A 16,765-nucleotide genomic window follows, 5' to 3' on the forward strand; every position below is an offset into this window, starting at 1 on the left:
CAACACTAATCTGCCGACCATGCCCATAATCTGGGGGGGAACCATGACCAACTTCATCGCAACCAGCGGCAATGACAGCCTTGCCGGCACTTCGGCGGCGGGCGATGTCGCCGACTACCATACCCTCCAGGGCACGTCCGGTGTCCAAATCGACCTGAACGTGCTGGCAGCGCAGCCGACCTTCGGATCCGGCGCGGATAGTTTGACGGGCATCGATGACGTCATCGGTACGGACTTTATCGACGTCCTGACAGGCAATGCCGGCGATAATAACCTGTATGGCAATGGCGGCTCCGACGAGCTCGACGGCGGCGCCGGGGGTAACGACCGGCTCGAAGGCGGTGACGGCGACGATACCCTAAGCGTGGCTTACAGCGGTGCGGGTCATGCCGGCCTCTACGGCGGTGCCGGTTACGACACCTTCCATATTGCACTGGCCTCGGCCGCTTCATCGGCGATCGCCGACGGCGGGGAGGGCAACGACCGCTTCACCATCGACGCCGCCGGCGCCGTCACGCTCACCCTCGGGGCCGGCCAGGATACGGTCAGCCTGGCCGCCACCCAAACGGGCCTCATCACCATCACCGATTTCCAAACCGGCGACCAGGGTGACGCCCTCGACCTGGAAGCCTGGATGGCGGCGGCATTGCCCGCCTGGACCGGCTCCGAAAGCCCGTTCGGCACCTTGGTCCGCCTCAGCTACGCCAATGGTTCGACCACGGTCCAGATCAAGACAGACAGCGGCTGGCAGGACGCCATCGTCCTTCAGGATGTTCACGCCAGCGACCTGACCGCGCACAATCTCGGTGGCTTTTCTCCGGACGGCTCGGCAACACCCGGCGAGATCCGTGCCCAGACCTGGCTGGCAGGCGGGACCGTCGGCGACGACGTCCTGATCGGCACCTGGGATGACGACCAGTTGTCCGGCGGCGCCGGCAACGACACGATCGACAGCGGCTATTCCGGATACGATGTCCTCGCCGGCGGCAGCGGCGCCGACAGTTTTATCATCAGCCCGGCTACCGGCGGCGTCTACACCAAGACAATCACCGACTTCCAGCCCGGCGTCGACACCCTCCATGTGCGCGGCGCCACGGCCGTCAAAACGCATTTCCTGGTCGACGGCGTCCTCAATGTCCGCTTCGACGACGACCAGACTGTCGCCTTGGTCGGCGTGACCTGGTCGGACGACCTGGCCGCCAGCTTCACCTACGAGCCTTTGCCGACCAGAACCGTAGGGGTTTCAGTCGAAAACGATTACTATCGCGACACCAAACTGTTCGTGAATACAGGCACGTGGTCGGGCGACGATGCGTTCATGGTCCGTGATGATTGGCGGTCCGGTGGAGCGGATGTTGGCGCCCCCATTGCATCCACCGAAAATATCGATAACCAGGCCACCGGCATGATCGACGGCGATATCACCCTGAAAAAAGGTGACGACAGCCTGACCAATGCCGGCCATATCACCGGTACGATCGATATGGGGCTGGACAACGATTCGGTCGTCAATACCGGCACTATTACCGGCGATATCGAACTCGCCGATGGTGACGACAGTTACGACGGCACGGCGGGGACTCACGATAATGGCACAGTTCACGGCGGCCTCGGCAATGATACCCTGAACGCCGGCGACGGCTCGCAATATCTCTTCGGCGACAGCGGCGACGATGTCATCTCCGGCGGTGCCGGCGACGACTGGATCGACGGCGGTCCGGGCATGGACATACTCGACGGCGGCGACGGCTACGATACCCTGTCCTATCGCTCTTCCCTGGCAGGCATCTCCGTCGACCTCGCCGTCGGCGAGGTGGAAACCGCCGCCGGCACGGGCACGATCTCCGGTTTCGAAGCCGTCATCGGCAGCGCCTTCGACGATATTGTGTTCGGATCCTCGGCGGCCGACAGGCTCCAGGGCGAAAAAGGCAACGATACCCTGTACGGTGGCGCCGGCAACGATTTAATTATCGGCGGCAAGGGCGCGGACGTTCTGACCGGCGAAGGCGGCAACGACACCTTCATCTACAATAGCGGCGACGGTCAGGACATCGTCACCGACTTCAAGTCCGGCCGTGACGTACTGAGCCTTGGCGGTATCACGGCCTATCAAATGTCGCAGGACGGCGCCGACACCCTTCTGGCCTTTGCCGATGGCGGTTCGATCCGCCTGATGAATGTCGCCATGACGACGCTCAAGCCCCAGGACATTGTTCTGGGCGATGACACCTCGGCGCAATGGGCAGCCGATCCCGGCACCCGTGTCCTCGACGGCACCAATATCTATTTCCATAGCGATTTCACCGTTCACGCGGGCGAGACCTACACCTTCTCCGATCAGAGATACGGTTTCGTCGTGGCCGGGCGCCCCACGGCGCATAGTGCTGGCACCCAGGCGGTGAGCGGCATACTCTACAACGCCGGCACCATCGCTATGCAGAGCCACGGCGCCGCCGCCGCCGTCTCCATGGACGAAAGCCTGACCTTCAGTGACTTCGGCGCGTCTTTCATCAACGAGGCCACCGGTGTCGTGCTGGTCCAGGGCACATTTGATGACAGCCTGCATCCGTTCAACCAGCGGGTCGCCGGTGTCGAAACCATGAACTGCCGCATGGACATCGACAATGAAGGCCTGATCAAGGTCAGCGCCGCCGGTGGCTGGGCTTACGGCGTCAACGCTCAGGCCCTGTTCGGAGGCATGCTCAACAATGGCCGCATCGAGGTGCTCAACACCGGCGGATCCGCCCTGGGCATCGCCGCGTTCACGCCTCAAATCCTGGTTAACAGCGGATCCATTATCGTTGAAGGCAAGGATCATGTCATTGGAATATCCATCAATTCCGACGGCTACTTTTCCATTCCCTATATCACCAATTCGGGTCTGATCATGGCTTCGGCCGAGCCCGGCTCGGCCTACCACGCCATAGGTGTCAATGTCGGCGCCGGCGGTGTCGTGGACAATAGCGGTACGATCATCGCCGAAATCGCTGTGAATTCGGAACGCGGCAATGGCTCGGGAGCGCTCCTGACGCTCAACAATACCGGCACGATCATCGGCGACATCCAGTTGTCCTACTCCGAGTATGAAACCGGTTTCGACAATTGGATACTCAATAACGGCAGCATCACGGGTGATATCCACGGAGGCCAGGGCAAGGACCAGTTCGACGCCGGCACCGGCACCATGATCGGCACGATTTATGGCAATGACGGCAATGACTACCTTTTTGCCGGCGATAAAGGCGAAATCTTTGACGGCGGCGGCGGGTTCGATACGGTCGATTTCTCCCTGATGACGAAGGGCGTTAAGGTCGCCATATCGGGCACCACGGCCGTTGCGGGCTTCGGTATCCACACCTTTGTCGGCATCGAAGCCCTGATTGGCAGCCATTTCAACGACACACTGATCGGTGGTGCGGGCGACGACGTTTTCGATGGCGGTGGCGGTGCCGATATCTTCGTCATCGGTCGTGGCGGTGGGCGCGATAGAATCAACGACTTCACAGCCGGCGACCGCATCGACGTCAGCGGCGATAACGGCTATTCGGCCTTCGTCGTCGAACAGCGCGGCGCCAATACCCTGCTGCGCTTTACTTCGACCGACTCCCTGGTGTTGCGTGATACCGACGCCACCACCCTGACGACCGCCAATTTCATCTTCGCACCCGGTGTTTCGGCCATTATCGGCAGCAACAAAGCCGAAACGGAAACCGGTGCGGGCGGCAATGACATGATCAGCGGGCTGGGGGGCAACGACACGCTTTACGGCGGCGACGGCAATGATACCCTCGATGGCGGCGCCGGCACCGACTCCATGTCCGGCGGCAATGGCAATGACAAATACTACGTCGATAACAAGGCAGATATCGTCATCGAACAGAGCGGCGGCGGCAGCGACGTCGTCTTCAGTGCCACGGCCTATACCCTGGGTGCCTTTGTCGAGAAGCTGACCCTGCTCGACGCTGGTAATATTTCCGGCACCGGCAATAGCCTGAACAACACCCTCATCGGTAATGACGGCAATAACAAGCTGATCGGCGGCGAGGGCAATGACACCCTGGGCGGCGGTTTGGGCAATGATACGCTCGACGGCGGCAAGGGCATGGACAGCATGAAAGGCGGCGCCGGCGATGACCGCTACTATATCGACAACAAACTCGACACAGTCACCGAATATACCGGCCAAGGCGTGGATACCATCGTGATCAACGGCACCTACACCCTGGGCCTGAATGTCGAGAACCTGACCCTGTCCGGTTCCAGCGACCGGTTCGGCACGGGCAATGCCCTCGACAATCACCTGACAGGCAATGTCGGCAACAACACCCTGGGCGGCGCTGCCGGCAACGATGTCATCGATGGCGGCAAGGGCGCCGACACCATGCGCGGCGGTACGGGAGATGACAGTTTTTATGTCGACAATCTCGGCGATACCGTCACCGAATACAGCAATCAGGGCAAGGACAGCGTTTTCTCAGCCGTCAGCTTCACGCTCGGGAACAATGTCGAGAACCTGACCCTGACCGGTTCGGCCAATATCAACGCCACCGGCAATGACCTGATCAATATCATGTACGGCAATGCCGGTAATAATATTCTGAACGGTGGAGCCGGGAACGATGGCCTGCAGGGGGGAGCCGGCGCCGATACCTTTGTCTTCGGCCTCGGCTCAGGCCTTGACCAGATCGGCGATTTCAACGTCTCAGAGGGCGACATGATCGACCTCAGCGCCTATCACCTTAAACATCACACGATTACGCAATGGTACAGTATGGCGCTCATCGACCTGGGCGGTGGCAACCAGCTTTACATCAACAACTATTACGCCAACGACGCGGGCTTGAAGAGTCACATTATCTGGTAACTGGCCCGCAACCCGGGTCAACTCCACCTAGGCATCTCATCCAGAGTTACGAAGCTGTCGTCATTATAGACCCGTTTCAAAAACTCAGGCGCGTTCGCCTTGCCGTCCATGATGAATTCGGAATGCCAGGTCAGGAAATAGAGCCACGGCGTCCGCTGGGCCCTCATCAGCTCGGGATCCGGGATCGGGCCGTTTTCCTGCATGGCGATCGGTCGCCCGCCGCCCAGCGCCTTCAGGTCGTCCCACATCCCCTTCTGCGGGTCATGACCGTCGATATAGTTGTCGGCCGACAGGATATCGTATGACCCTTCGCCCGGGTGATAGGCCGGGTCGACCTTGCGCGAATAGCCCAAAACCCAGATCAGGTTGTCGAGTTTCCGGTCATTGCTGAAATAGTCGTACATCACCAGCCACAGCGACTTGAACACCTCCGGCCCCTGTTTACCCCACCAGAACCAATCGCCGGTGAACTCGTGGAACGGCCGCCATAGCACAGGCACCTTGCGGTCCCGCAGTTGCTCCAGGTGATCGCCGATCTCCTTCAGGTCGCGCCACATCGCGGCGTGTTCGGCCGACGCCGTATCGGCAAACGCCTTTTTGGCATCGAAAAAGATCTTCGACTGTTCATAGCCAGGGCCGACCAGCGGATTGCCCCAATGCCAGCAGATCGTCGGAATACCGCCGCGCCCGTACCACGCCGTGGCACGATCGTTCACCCCTTGGCGGTCCTTCGGATCGATATAGTCGAGGCCCAGCACGGCCGGCTCCTTGCCCGTCACCTGCTGGATATAGTTCAACTCATGCCGCGGCCCGCCTTCCTGCCAGATGCTTTCCTGCTGCCCGGTCAGAGTCTTTTTGCCAAAGATATTCCACAGATATCGATAGACCGCGGTGGCTTCCGGCGTGGCGTACAGATCGGCGAGATTAGGCAGCGAATCCAGACTTTGCCCAAGTGCCGGCCCAGCCAAAGCCGCGCCCGCTATGCCTGCTAATGCCTGTCGACGACTGATCTTCATGCCGATCCCTTCCTGCTTAGGTCCGGGACGCTATCTTTATCCTTCTCGCCTGTCGAGAAAAACACACCGCCCTTGACGCCCACCATCGTCTATGTCTGCCTGCGGACATGGAATACCTGTCGTTATCGCGCCGGATGCTGGTCGGAGGGCTTTTCGCCCTGACGGCGTGCGACCCGCGCCCAAGACTCATAGGCCAGATTTGCGTGCCGCCGCCTGACGACGCCAATATGGTACGCCGAGTAGCCGGGGCGTCGGTCATCATCATCGCCACGCCTGACATGACGCCAGATCAGTTGAGAGAGATGGGGAGGGGCGGTGACGATTCCATTGCCCTGTCGTTGCGGATCGTCGAGTGGCTCAAAGGTGACGGCGATACGCAATCCATCGATGTGACCGCTTCTCTGACTCCCGACCAGACGGTAAGCGATTTCGATCCGAGTATCAAACGCCTGTATTTCTTGCATCCTGTTGCCTTCGGCCCAGGCTTGCAAGTCACAGGACCGGCCATGGACCCGCTTACGGCACCGGCCGTGAGCAGTGAAATGGCGCGCCAAAACCTTGTCCTGGCCAATTGGACGCCAAACACTGCCTTGCCGCATTATGCCGAGGTCAAAAACCTGATCGGCAGCCTTGTTCAGCCCCTGGCCGAGAAGGACGGCGGTGAGCGGCAAACGAATATCTACGATCAACTCATCGCTCTTCCCATTGACGCTGTTCCCTCCATTGTCGTGCAACTCGACGATCGCCGTCCTTTACCCGACAACGTTTTGCTCATTAAACCCCTTGACCCTACATGGTTTGAAAGACCGGTCATCGCCGTAGAACAGGTGGTTGACCTGCTCAACCAGGCTTTGATCTACAAAACCCATGAGTTTTTCGGCGATACCGGCACGACGCCATCCGACCGCGGTCACATAGTCTCCGCCTGGAAAGTTTACGCCAGCGCGAAGCTCTGCCATGATCCCTGGCCAGCGCCTGAAATCGACATGGTGCTGGCGAAGCGCAGGACAAGGCCGTAATTCTAACCGGAAGCGAGATAATCTTGAATAGACCACTGCGCCTATCCCCTCGCCCCGTGACCACGGGGAGAGGGTGCCGGGCTTCAGCCCGGCGGGTGAGGGGCGTGTTCGAGCTTGGAGGAAGATGTTTTTGCACACGAACGACCAGTTGTTCGCCGCTTTGCTATCTTTGACGGCGCCTCACCGGGCGGCCGGGTGAAGCGCTCTTTCTTAAGGCCGACGCTTTAATCTGAATACATCCCGCCTTATACCCTTCCACCTCTCGCCACCCGCCCCGGCGCCGTCTCGGGCAGAAACCATATCGCCACCAATCCCACAACGGCCGCCACCACCAGATACCAGCCCGGCGTCAACGGATCGTGCGTCAGCCCGGTCAGCCACGTCACCACGAACGGCGTCGTTCCGCCGAACACCGAGATGGCAAATGCATAGGTCGTCCCGGCGGCCCCGGCGCGCAGCCGTGCCGGCAGGGCCTCGATGGCCACAACCAGGGCCGGCGTTCCGCCGATCGCCACGACGGCACCCAGCACGCCGGCGGCGAACAACAAGGCCGCCGGCGATCGCGTGGCGACCACCAGCATCAATAACGGCACCGCGACCAACCCGCCGATCAAGGTCGTGACCAACATCGGTCCGCGCCGGCCGAACCGGTCGCAGAGCACGCCGCCGATTAGCGCGAACACCACGCCGGATGCACCGCGCACCAGGGTCGCCGCGAACGATACCTGCGGCGCCATATGCAAGGTCGAAACCGCATAGGTCCCAAGCGTATTCAGCACATAGGTGCCGACGGTCGAACTGGCCAACACGATGAAGGTCAGGATAACGATCCGCCACATGCCGGTAGAGACGGGCAGGGCGGCCGCGGGCGGCGCCGTATGCAGGGTCTCGGGCAAACTGTTGCGAATGACGATGCCGACGGGCACCACCAACACCCCGGCCAGCAGGGCGGCGCGCCAGCCCCATCCGTCCATGGCCGCGGCCCCCATATGCCCCGACAGCAGGAAACCGGCGATTCCGGCCGTCATGACCGCTGCCTGTTGGGTGGCGATCTGTATCTGGCCGAACAGCCCGCGATGGCGCACCGGAGCGCCTTCGACCAGTACGGTGGTCGTCGCACCGACCTCGCCGCCGAGGGCAAAGCCCTGGATCAGCCGCCACGCGATGGCCAATATCGGCGCCGCGATACCGATTTGGGCAAACGACGGCGTACAGGCCAACCCGGCGATCGACAACCCCATCAGCCCGAAGGACAGCAGCATGGCAGGCTTGCGCCCGACGCGATTGGCGATCAGCCCGATGACGATCCCGCCCAGGGGCCGCGTCAGGAACCCGGCCCCGAACGTCGCCAGCGCCAGCAGCAGGCTGGTCTCCGGCCGGTCCGACGGAAAAAACGCCCTGCCGATCGGCAGGGCGAAGAACGAAAATATGAGAAAATCGTAGAATTCCAGCGCATTGCCGGCAACGATGGCCGCGATATGTCGCTTGGTCAGCAGCGGCCCTGGCCCTGGTTCAGTCATAGCGCGCGGCCCTCCCAATGCGCGCACCATGGCATTAGCCCCGCCCTGTCGTCCAGCTAAACCTGTCAGGTAGCCTGCACCTCACACCGTCCGTGGCGCGCCCCGCGGCAGGATCGCACACGGGCTTTACTTCGGCCGGCCGAACATTTGGCCCGCGGCCTCCGCCAAACTGCGTGAGCGCAGGACATCGCGCCCCATCCGGCCCCATTCGCGCAAGGAAATGACAAACGGATTATAGGAAGCTATCGGGCGGGTAAGCCCGAACACGACCGGATCGCCATGGTCATCGGCCGCGAAAGTGCCGAACCACCTGTCGAAGACGATCAGAACGCCGCCGAAATTCTTGTCGAGATAGCGGGCGTTCGAAGCATGATGGATGCGATGATGCGCGGGCGTGTTGAGCAGGTGTTCGAGAAAGCCCCATTTCGGCGACAACTCCGTATGCAGAAAGAACTGATAGGTCAAATTGGCGCTCAACAGGATGATGACCATCAGCGGCGGAAAGCCCAGCAGCACCAACGGCAAAAACATCAGCCACTCGCCCGAAATCAGGTTGGTCCAGCCCAGCCGGATGGCGGCGGGCAGGGTGAAGTGGCTGGCCGAATGATGGACGGCGTGCGACGCCCATAGCCAGCGGATCGTATGGCTGAAACGATGCATCCAATAGTACAGGAACTCGAAGGCAACGAAGCCGGCGATCCACACCACCGGGTCATGCATCGATAAGGTCCATGGCGCGAACCGGGCGAAAAACGGAAAAACCAGCATGACCGCCGTCGAGGTCAGCGGCCGCGTCACGATATTACCCAACGCCACACCGAACGAGGTGGCCGATTCGCGGATATCGTAGTCGTGGCGCAGAACGAAGACGGTATAGACCGCCTCGAGAACGGCAAAAACGAGGACGGCCGCCAGGAGTACGCCGTGAAAAGCGGACTGGTGCATGGTCAGGCGCCCTTGGCCTGCTTGATTTCGAAGCCGTCGATGACGCCGTTATGATCGCGATCGACCTGATCGAAAATCCGCGTCGGTCCACCGGTAAATTCCGCCCGGCTGATGCGGCCGTCGTGGTTGGCATCCAGCTCGGTCATGGTGTCCTGCAGGCGCGAACCCCGCTGCCCGCGGCGCAACAGGGCCGGGACGTCGTCCTGGGAGACGGCGCCGTCGCCGTTGCGGTCGAAGCGGCTGAACTGGCCGGCGCGAAAGTCGAGCCACTCCGCGCGCGTGATCATGCCGTCATGATTGACGTCGGCCTCCATGATATGGGCCAGCATGTCGTCGATGCGGTCGCCGGCAACGGGTTGTGCCGCGACGGCGCCGGCGGTCAGCATGGCAACTGCGCACAGGGCCACAAGAAATTTGGTTTTCATGGGAAGAATCCTAGAAGGAAAGATCGGGCCAGGGGGAGCTGGCCCGGCAAACTATTAACGGCTCGGGCAGGCGATTGTGGCGCCCGTGGCGTCATGACACGAGCCGCTGTGGTTCAGGCCCGTGCTGCTGTCATAGCTGGTCGAGCCGCTATAACCGTTGCCATTGGCCGCTTCGATCGCGGTCGACCGCGAACCGCTATAGGTGCCGTCGGCATTGCGTGTCGAAGAACCCGTGCTTTCGGCCGAGCCGCGCGGCCCTTGGGTGGCAAAGCCGCCCTGATGGCTGGCCGAGCCGTCCGGATTGACCGTCGTAGTCGAACCGCGCACGCCGGTGGCGCCGTTGTTCAAGCGATAGGCGCCGCCCGAAGCCGCGGTCATGCTGCCGTCGGCATTGGTCGTGTGGCCGCGGCCACGGACATAGCTGTTGCCGTTATAGCTGCCGGCGGCGGCGACGCCATGGGCGCCGCGGGCACGGACATGGCCCTGGGCCGCCGAGGCGCTGTCGGCGATCATGAAAAGCGCCAGTGAAGCGGCGGCGAGGGTAAGAAAGGTCTTGGTCATGTGAAAATCTCCTGAAGCGATGTCGTTGTGACAAGACCCAGAATGGCGCCGCCAAGTTACGCAAGTACGACGCCAAAACGCCGGGATGTTACCGGATGCTGCGCCAGGACCTGCGCGTAACAGCTTGTAACATCTTCGCAAGCGCCGGAATTCGTTAAATAAACTATGCTAGCCTGAAGCCAGACCGGAAACCGCAAATGACCGCTGCCCGCCTCATAGTTCTCGATGACGATCAGGAGATGCGCGGCCTGTTGCAGCGCTATCTCGGCGAAAACGGCTTTGCGGTCCGCACCGTCCCCGACGCCAAAAGCCTGGACCGCGCCCTGGCGCGTGAACCGGCGGACGTCCTCATCCTCGACCTGATGATGCCGGATGAAGACGGCCTCAGCGTCTGTCGCCGCCTGCGCGCCGCCGGCGACGATACGCCGATTATCATGTTGACGGCGCGCGGCGATCCGATCGATCGCATCCTGGGCCTCGAAATGGGCGCCGACGACTATCTCGCCAAGCCGTTCACCCCGCGCGAGCTGCTGGCCCGCATCGCCGCCATCCAACGCCGCCGCCCGGCCGCGGCCCACCTGAACCTCGGCGACGGCCGCGTCACCTTCGGCCCCTTCGTCCTCGATCTTGGCCATATGACCCTGACGCGCGACGGTCGGCCGGTCGACCTCAGCACGCGCGAAGTCGTTCTGCTGAAAACCTTTCTCCACCATGCCGGCCGGCCGTTGTCGCGGGCGCAGATCATCGACCTGGCCATGGGCCGCGACGCCGAAGTCACCGACCGCGCCGTCGACGTCCAGGTCGTGCGCCTGCGCAAACTGATCGAGGACGACCCCGCCAATCCTGTTTGGCTGAAAACCGTCTGGGGCCACGGCTATGTTTTCACGAAGGTAATATCATGACCTTGTGGCCCAAAAGCCTGTGGGGTCAGACCGTGGCCTCGACTGCTCTGATCCTGGCCTTCGCCCAGCTGCTCAGCGTCGTCCTCTTCTCCATGCTCATCCTGCGTCCGGAACTCAACCGTGTCGCCGACGTCATGGCGCGGAACGTCGTCGCCATGTCCGATACGTTGAACGAAGTCACCCCGGCCGAACGCAAGGTCATCCTGGCCCACCTCAGCGCCACCCATGCCGTCGAAATCTGGCCCGGCGCCCAGCCGCCCGACGATACCGGCCCGCCGCCGCGCATGGTCGAACGCGTCTTCATGCGCGCCCTCGTCAAGGCGCTGGGCGACCGCACCGACCTCTTCTGGCGCACCGACCACAGCCGCAAACTGTGGCTGCACGTCAATTTGGGGCCCGACCCATACTGGATCAGCGTGCGCTCGCCGCCGGTCATGGGACCGACCGGCATGGTCTTCGCCGCCGCCCTGGTTGCCTTCCTGCTGGCCCTGATCGCCGCCGCCAATCTCAATGCCAAGGTCCTGCGCCCCCTGACCGACCTGCGTGCCGCCACCGAAGGCTACGGTCAGTCGGCGCCGTCGGCGCCTTTGCGCGAGGACGGCCCGCGTGAAATCGCCGAACTGTCGCACAGCTTCAACCTGATGACCGCCCGCCTGGCCAAGGCCGATGCCGACCGCAGCCTGATCCTGGCCGGCATTTCCCACGATGTCCGCACGCCGCTTGCCAAGCTGAAACTGGCCTTCGAGATGATGTCGCGCGACGATGCTGAACTGGCCGCCTCGGCCCAGCGCCAGATCGACCATATCGACCGCATCCTGTCGCAATTCATCATGTTCGCCCGCGGCTTCGAAGCCGAGCCGGTCACCCGGACCGACCTGAGCGAACTCATCTCCGCCATAGCCGCCGACTATGGCGACCGCGGCGTCACCTTCACCCCCGCTGCCACTGCCGTCATGGTCCCCGCGCGGCCCGAAGCCCTGCGGCGCGCCGTTACCAACCTGGTTGAAAACGCCCTCAACCACGGCCGCCCGCCCGTTGTTGTTGATATCGAACCGGCTGAGGGCTTCTGGCGCATCCTTGTCCGCGATCACGGACCGGGCGTAGCCGCTGAGCTTCTCGCCACCATCACCCAACCCTTTGTCCGCGGCGACACGGCGCGCGGCCCATCCTCGGGCGGTACCGGCCTGGGCCTTGCCATCGCCGAACGCGTTGCCTGGCTTCACGGCGGCACTCTGAACCTGCGCCCGCTGCCGAACGGCTTCGAAGCCGCTTTGACCTTAACCGAATAGACCTTTTGTCTGTCGCGACCAGCAGCCCTGATTGGCAAAGTTGCTGTCGGTCGCTCAATGTCCGGCATGGCTCTGACCTGCTCGCGCTTGCCTTTAGGCAACCCAGACAGCACTTTTTCGATGGCGACGACGATGTCCTGACGGTCCATCCGTTGCAAGCAAAAGTATAGATTTAGAAGGCTACGTCTGCGGGCCGGCGAAGGAAAATAATTATGTGTTTGGTGCTCCCGAATTCCGTTGCGCTCTTCAACCGGAGCGGTATTATCTTGTCTTGCCGTATATATCGAATGGCGAACATGATTTGATCAAGGAGACGCGAAAAGTGGCTACCATTAAGAAGATCGCATCGTCTGACAACTCGACAAATGCTACGTCCGCAAAAACGACTGCCGGCAATATATTTAAGGCGTTCGGCTACAATACGAATGCCGCTGCCCGCTATCTCAAACTATATGACAAGTCCGGTACGCCGTCCGTTGGCTCGGATATACCCATTGCGACACTATACCTCCCGCCGGCCGCCAGTTTTTTGTTCGATTTTGGAAGTATTGCCTGCGCGTCGGGAATAGCGTTGGCGTTTACCATCGGCCCCTTGGATGACAATACCCAAGTTATCCTGGCTGGCGACATCGTTGGGTTCAACCTGGTGTATGCGTGATGAGCGTGTTCCTCGGCTACCCACAATCCCTGACCTTGGATGCCCGCGATTTTGGAGTCGTCCCAGGCGCCGGCATCGACAACACCGCGGCGCTTCAGGCCATCAACGACTATGTCGCCGCTCTGACGCCGCTTGGCACGGTCGTGGTCGATCTGCCACCTGGCCTCATATTGGTAAAATGCTCCAACAGCACAGTGATCTGGAATTTTCCGGTCGGCAGTGGCACCGGCATAATCCAGCTATATGGTGCGGTTATTCTCACGGCCAGTAATCTTATCTGGCGCGGAAACGGTACGACAATTGGCAATCTCGCTCCGTCCGTAGCGGATWCGGGCGATAATTGTCATGCCTTCGCTACAAAAATCGATCGGCCTCTCAGCCTTCAGGCCTCCGCACCCTTGCGAGTGTCCAATGGCAGCGTCCAGGGAACGTTCACCTGTACCTCGCCTCACGGACTTGAATTCGGTGACGCCGTACTGATTGGCGGCACGTTTACGAATGCAGCGGGGCAAACATCTGCCTCGGTGACGGGGTACAGGTACATTAATCGTTATCCCAGCGACCCCTTAAAATTCTCAGTGGCACTTGGAAACACATCGACGTCTACGACCGATATCGGCACCGGACTGACGGTGACGGCCCTGAGGTCATTGCAAAATATCGGCTTTGTTGGCGACTTAACGTTTGATCTGAGCCGGGATTACGGCTTCACCAATACAGTCGTCGGGATATTCGCAAGTGGAGTGAATGGTCTTGTAATCGATTGTGCGTTCAAATCGAAGCTTACGACCGTTCAAACCTATGCCGGAAAAGGTCTTCGGTTGGTAAATAATAAGCGTATGAAATTTTCCGATAGATGTTCGTGGGATACGATGCAGCAAGGTATGTATATTACCTATTGCAGCGACGTTGATATCGGCAATGCTTATTTTCACAATGTTGGAGAAGGCATAGATTTTGATCTTCATTCACGCAACATTACCATGGGAGCGTTGCGTTTCGAGTTCGATGACGCTCCGACCCTCCTTCCGGATACTGAAAAACAATGCGTCGATTTGTCGGACTGCCATAACGTCTATATTGAAAGTATTCAGGCAAGAAACTACAAGGAGCTGATATATATTTATCCGAAAAATTATTGGAGTACCTATGTTGAATTTCTCCAATACGCAGGAACGCGAATAAACACGTCCCCGCCCGGTGTAAACGGCGTGGTGGTCAACAGCATATTGTCCCGGCAGGATGAAACCACGGCTTCATCTGACAGGATGGTTTTAATCGGCTGGAATATGACCGATAAGATCGATCTTCCCTGTGGAAACAATCCCTTCCATGTCGACACCGGCACTTCTCGCACCGTGACGTTTACCTGTACCCAGCCGCACTACTTGTCGGTGGGAGATACGGTAACCTTTGCGGGAACCATCTCGTCTTTTGGTGGTCTGGTTCAGGCCGACATTATTGGCGCGCGCACGGTGACGACCGTGCTAGCGACAACATTTCAATTCACGGCCGGTGGCAGCGGAAGCACAACGGCTGCCGACGGTGGCGGGGCGGCGGTTGGCGCCTCCACGCCTAATCTCGGCTTTGAAAATGTTCCTGCGCCTGAAAACGTGAGAATTAACAGCCTGGTGTCGGAAAATGGCGGTTATATCTCTCTTGGTGGCGGACAAAGCTCTTGGGGGCGGATCAGCATGTCAACACCTCAGGGCGGCGGGGCGGCCTTGCGTATCGCCAGTGAGACCAAGGCAGGCGTTACCAAGGCGGTCACAACCGATTTCGGAGCCTTGTCGATTTCGGATAGTGCAGGATCGGGCTTGTCTATCGGCGGGTCTGGCAGCGTTCACTTTGGTGACGTGCGCATGGTGAATGTGACTACGCCGGTGAGCACGGTTGGGACATCGGCAACGGTGACGCAACAGCCATATAGTGTAGCCCTTGGTCCGGTTGATACCACTGGATCGACGCCGGTTGATAAGCTGATACTGGGACTTAGGGCAGGCGAGGGCGCATTCGTCATTCAAGGTTACCTGACCAATGGTGCGGCCATAACCGGAAACGCTGCAAACTATTGCACGGTGCAAATGGAGAAAAATGGTGCGACTGGCTCGCATACCATTGGAGCCTCGGCCATGCCTTACGGTAATGCATCCATCGCGATAGGTAAATCAACGCCCCTTAACGGCAATGGAACGGATACGGATGGCCAACTCACCGCGGACGATATGCTATATGTCCGCTTCAACAAGCAAAATTCTGGTATTTTATTGCCACAACTCGTCGCTGACATTGCCATGATCCGTTATCGGACGAACTGAGTTGACCTTAAATCAGCGGCCTTAAACCCTGATGCAGGCATGGTCATGCGTTCCGCTTGGAAAATTCGGGGAGGCCTTGCCAGTTGCCTCATTCGTCCATCCCCGAACCCGAGTCCCGCCCCCTAGTGCACGGTCTGCCCCGGCTTGCCCGCTGCCGTGCCTCCGGTCTTTGCCTGACCTGCCGTCGGCGCCCCTGCGGGGAACTCCTTGCTCGCGAGGTAATCTGCCAGCATCATTTTTGTGTCGGTGACAAGCTTGGCGGCCATGCGCAACGCCTTCGCAGCTACTTTGCCGTTCTTACGACCCTGCAGGTCAAGGGCTTTGAGGCGCGCGGCTTCGGTAATCTCGGCGCACTCTTGCCGCAACAGCCCGGCCCTCATCATGTGGCTGATCTTCCAGGCGCGACGGAAGTCGGCGTTTTCCTTGCACCACATGTGGATTGTCAAGTTGCTCGGCAAGCCGGGATCAGCATCGATCATCTTCGTCAACGTGACCGTTGTTGTGCCGAAGGCGGCACACGGGCGGTCGGCGACGGCCTTGGAATATTGTGTCGGACGGCGGGGAGAAAGGGCTTTGGACATGGACGGACTCCTCTTCAGATAAAGAAAACCCATGGCGAGCGCGCCCTGGGACTATGGCAAAACACGGCAACACAACGCAAACGCGCGTCCTAACAAATCAGATCGTCGAGACTTTTGTACATGAACGGCTTCCAGCCGCCTGGCGGTGGCATCTTGCCGTTATGCGGGCGAAATGCCTCAGGCAGTTCCTCCGGCGGCAACGGGATAACCTTGCCGTATTTCCGCGGCGCCAGCCGCGCCGCCACCGTCAGTCGCGTATCGATCCGCAGCTTCGAACGCGCGACATTGGTCGGATTGGCCACCAACTCATACTGACCGTCCCGGGTGGTCCGTTCCAGCACATCCTTTTCGCTATTATCGGCGATCTCGACACATTCACCCATCAACAGATCGGCCTGGCGTTGGCGCGCCCGTTCATAGGCCTCGCGAAAGGCCGGATTCAGATCCAGCCACAGATAAATGGTTCGCTCTCTCGGCAGGGTGGGATCGCCGGCGATCATGCGCCGCAACCCGCATGGCGATGTCGCGATGGCGTCACATACGAGATCGGCGGCAGCTTGGGTGTAACCGGCGCGGCGCTTGCGCAGGGAAGGGGCTTTGGGCATGGATACCTCCTAACGGGCATAAAAAAGCCCCGCCGGCGGAAACCGTGGGGCTATGTTTGGTC

General features: G+C 60.4%; 13 protein-coding genes. 6 read left to right on the plus strand and 7 right to left on the minus strand.

The window, feature by feature from the left end:
• The first annotated feature begins 43 nt into the window (after nt 1–43).
• Nucleotides 44–4,864 (plus strand): hypothetical protein, encoded by a 4,821-nt coding sequence (locus AC1DX3_RS20950; protein ID WP_476991287.1) that lies wholly within the window; start codon nt 44–46, stop codon nt 4,862–4,864.
• A gap of 17 nt (nt 4,865–4,881) precedes the next feature.
• Here AC1DX3_RS20950 and AC1DX3_RS20955 read toward each other — a convergent pair whose 3' ends face one another.
• On the minus strand, nt 4,882–5,880 hold the full coding sequence (locus tag AC1DX3_RS20955) for a glycosyl hydrolase (RefSeq protein WP_476991288.1): 999 nt from the start codon (nt 5,878–5,880) through the stop codon (nt 4,882–4,884).
• Nucleotides 5,881–5,987: 107 nt separating this feature from the next.
• Between AC1DX3_RS20955 and AC1DX3_RS20960 the strand changes: the two genes are divergently transcribed.
• Complete coding sequence (locus tag AC1DX3_RS20960; protein WP_476991289.1) at nt 5,988–6,899, plus strand: hypothetical protein; 912 nt, start codon at nt 5,988–5,990, stop codon at nt 6,897–6,899.
• A 245-nt stretch (nt 6,900–7,144) separates the two neighbouring features.
• Here the strand turns inward: AC1DX3_RS20960 and AC1DX3_RS20965 are convergent, their stop codons facing one another.
• From AC1DX3_RS20965 to AC1DX3_RS20980, 4 genes are all read right to left on the minus strand, one after another.
• A complete protein-coding gene (locus AC1DX3_RS20965) occupies nt 7,145–8,419 on the minus strand; it encodes an MFS transporter (RefSeq protein ID WP_476991290.1) in 1,275 nt (424 codons plus the stop codon).
• 126 nt (nt 8,420–8,545) lie between these two features.
• Nucleotides 8,546–9,364 carry a sterol desaturase family protein gene (locus tag AC1DX3_RS20970; protein WP_476991291.1) on the minus strand — a complete coding sequence of 273 codons (819 nt, stop codon included), beginning with the start codon at nt 9,362–9,364 and terminating at the stop codon, nt 8,546–8,548.
• Between the two features lie 2 nt (nt 9,365–9,366).
• Nucleotides 9,367–9,789, minus strand: coding sequence for an EF-hand domain-containing protein (locus AC1DX3_RS20975; protein WP_476991292.1), 423 nt, complete (start codon nt 9,787–9,789; stop codon nt 9,367–9,369).
• Between the two features lie 54 nt (nt 9,790–9,843).
• Nucleotides 9,844–10,350: a hypothetical protein gene (locus tag AC1DX3_RS20980; protein ID WP_476991293.1), complete on the minus strand. Its 507-nt coding sequence runs from the start codon at nt 10,348–10,350 to the stop codon at nt 9,844–9,846.
• Nucleotides 10,351–10,547: 197 nt separating this feature from the next.
• Between AC1DX3_RS20980 and AC1DX3_RS20985 the strand changes: the two genes are divergently transcribed.
• The 4 genes from AC1DX3_RS20985 to AC1DX3_RS21000 all read left to right on the plus strand — a co-directional run bounded on the left by AC1DX3_RS20985 (nt 10,548) and on the right by AC1DX3_RS21000 (nt 15,517).
• Nucleotides 10,548–11,252, plus strand: a complete 705-nt coding sequence (locus AC1DX3_RS20985) for a response regulator (RefSeq protein WP_476991294.1) — start codon at nt 10,548–10,550, stop codon at nt 11,250–11,252.
• On the plus strand, nt 11,249–12,541 hold the full coding sequence (locus AC1DX3_RS20990) for an ATP-binding protein (protein WP_476991295.1): 1,293 nt from the start codon (nt 11,249–11,251) through the stop codon (nt 12,539–12,541). Before AC1DX3_RS20985 ends, AC1DX3_RS20990 begins: the two co-directional genes overlap by 4 nt.
• Nucleotides 12,542–12,863: 322 nt before the next feature.
• Complete coding sequence (locus tag AC1DX3_RS20995; protein WP_476991296.1) at nt 12,864–13,199, plus strand: hypothetical protein; 336 nt, start codon at nt 12,864–12,866, stop codon at nt 13,197–13,199.
• On the plus strand, nt 13,199–15,517 hold the full coding sequence (locus AC1DX3_RS21000) for a hypothetical protein (RefSeq protein WP_476991297.1): 2,319 nt from the start codon (nt 13,199–13,201) through the stop codon (nt 15,515–15,517). Before AC1DX3_RS20995 ends, AC1DX3_RS21000 begins: the two co-directional genes overlap by 1 nt.
• Nucleotides 15,518–15,639: 122 nt before the next feature.
• Here the strand turns inward: AC1DX3_RS21000 and AC1DX3_RS21005 are convergent, their stop codons facing one another.
• The gene (locus tag AC1DX3_RS21005) at nt 15,640–16,098 is read right to left on the minus strand and encodes a terminase small subunit-like protein (protein ID WP_476991298.1); all 459 of its coding nucleotides are present in this window, start codon (nt 16,096–16,098) and stop codon (nt 15,640–15,642) included.
• A gap of 89 nt (nt 16,099–16,187) precedes the next feature.
• On the minus strand, nt 16,188–16,703 hold the full coding sequence (locus AC1DX3_RS21010) for a terminase small subunit-like protein (RefSeq protein ID WP_476991299.1): 516 nt from the start codon (nt 16,701–16,703) through the stop codon (nt 16,188–16,190).
• Nucleotides 16,704–16,765 lie beyond the last annotated feature (62 nt).

Source organism: Asticcacaulis sp. P2_B1, assembly GCF_056404915.1.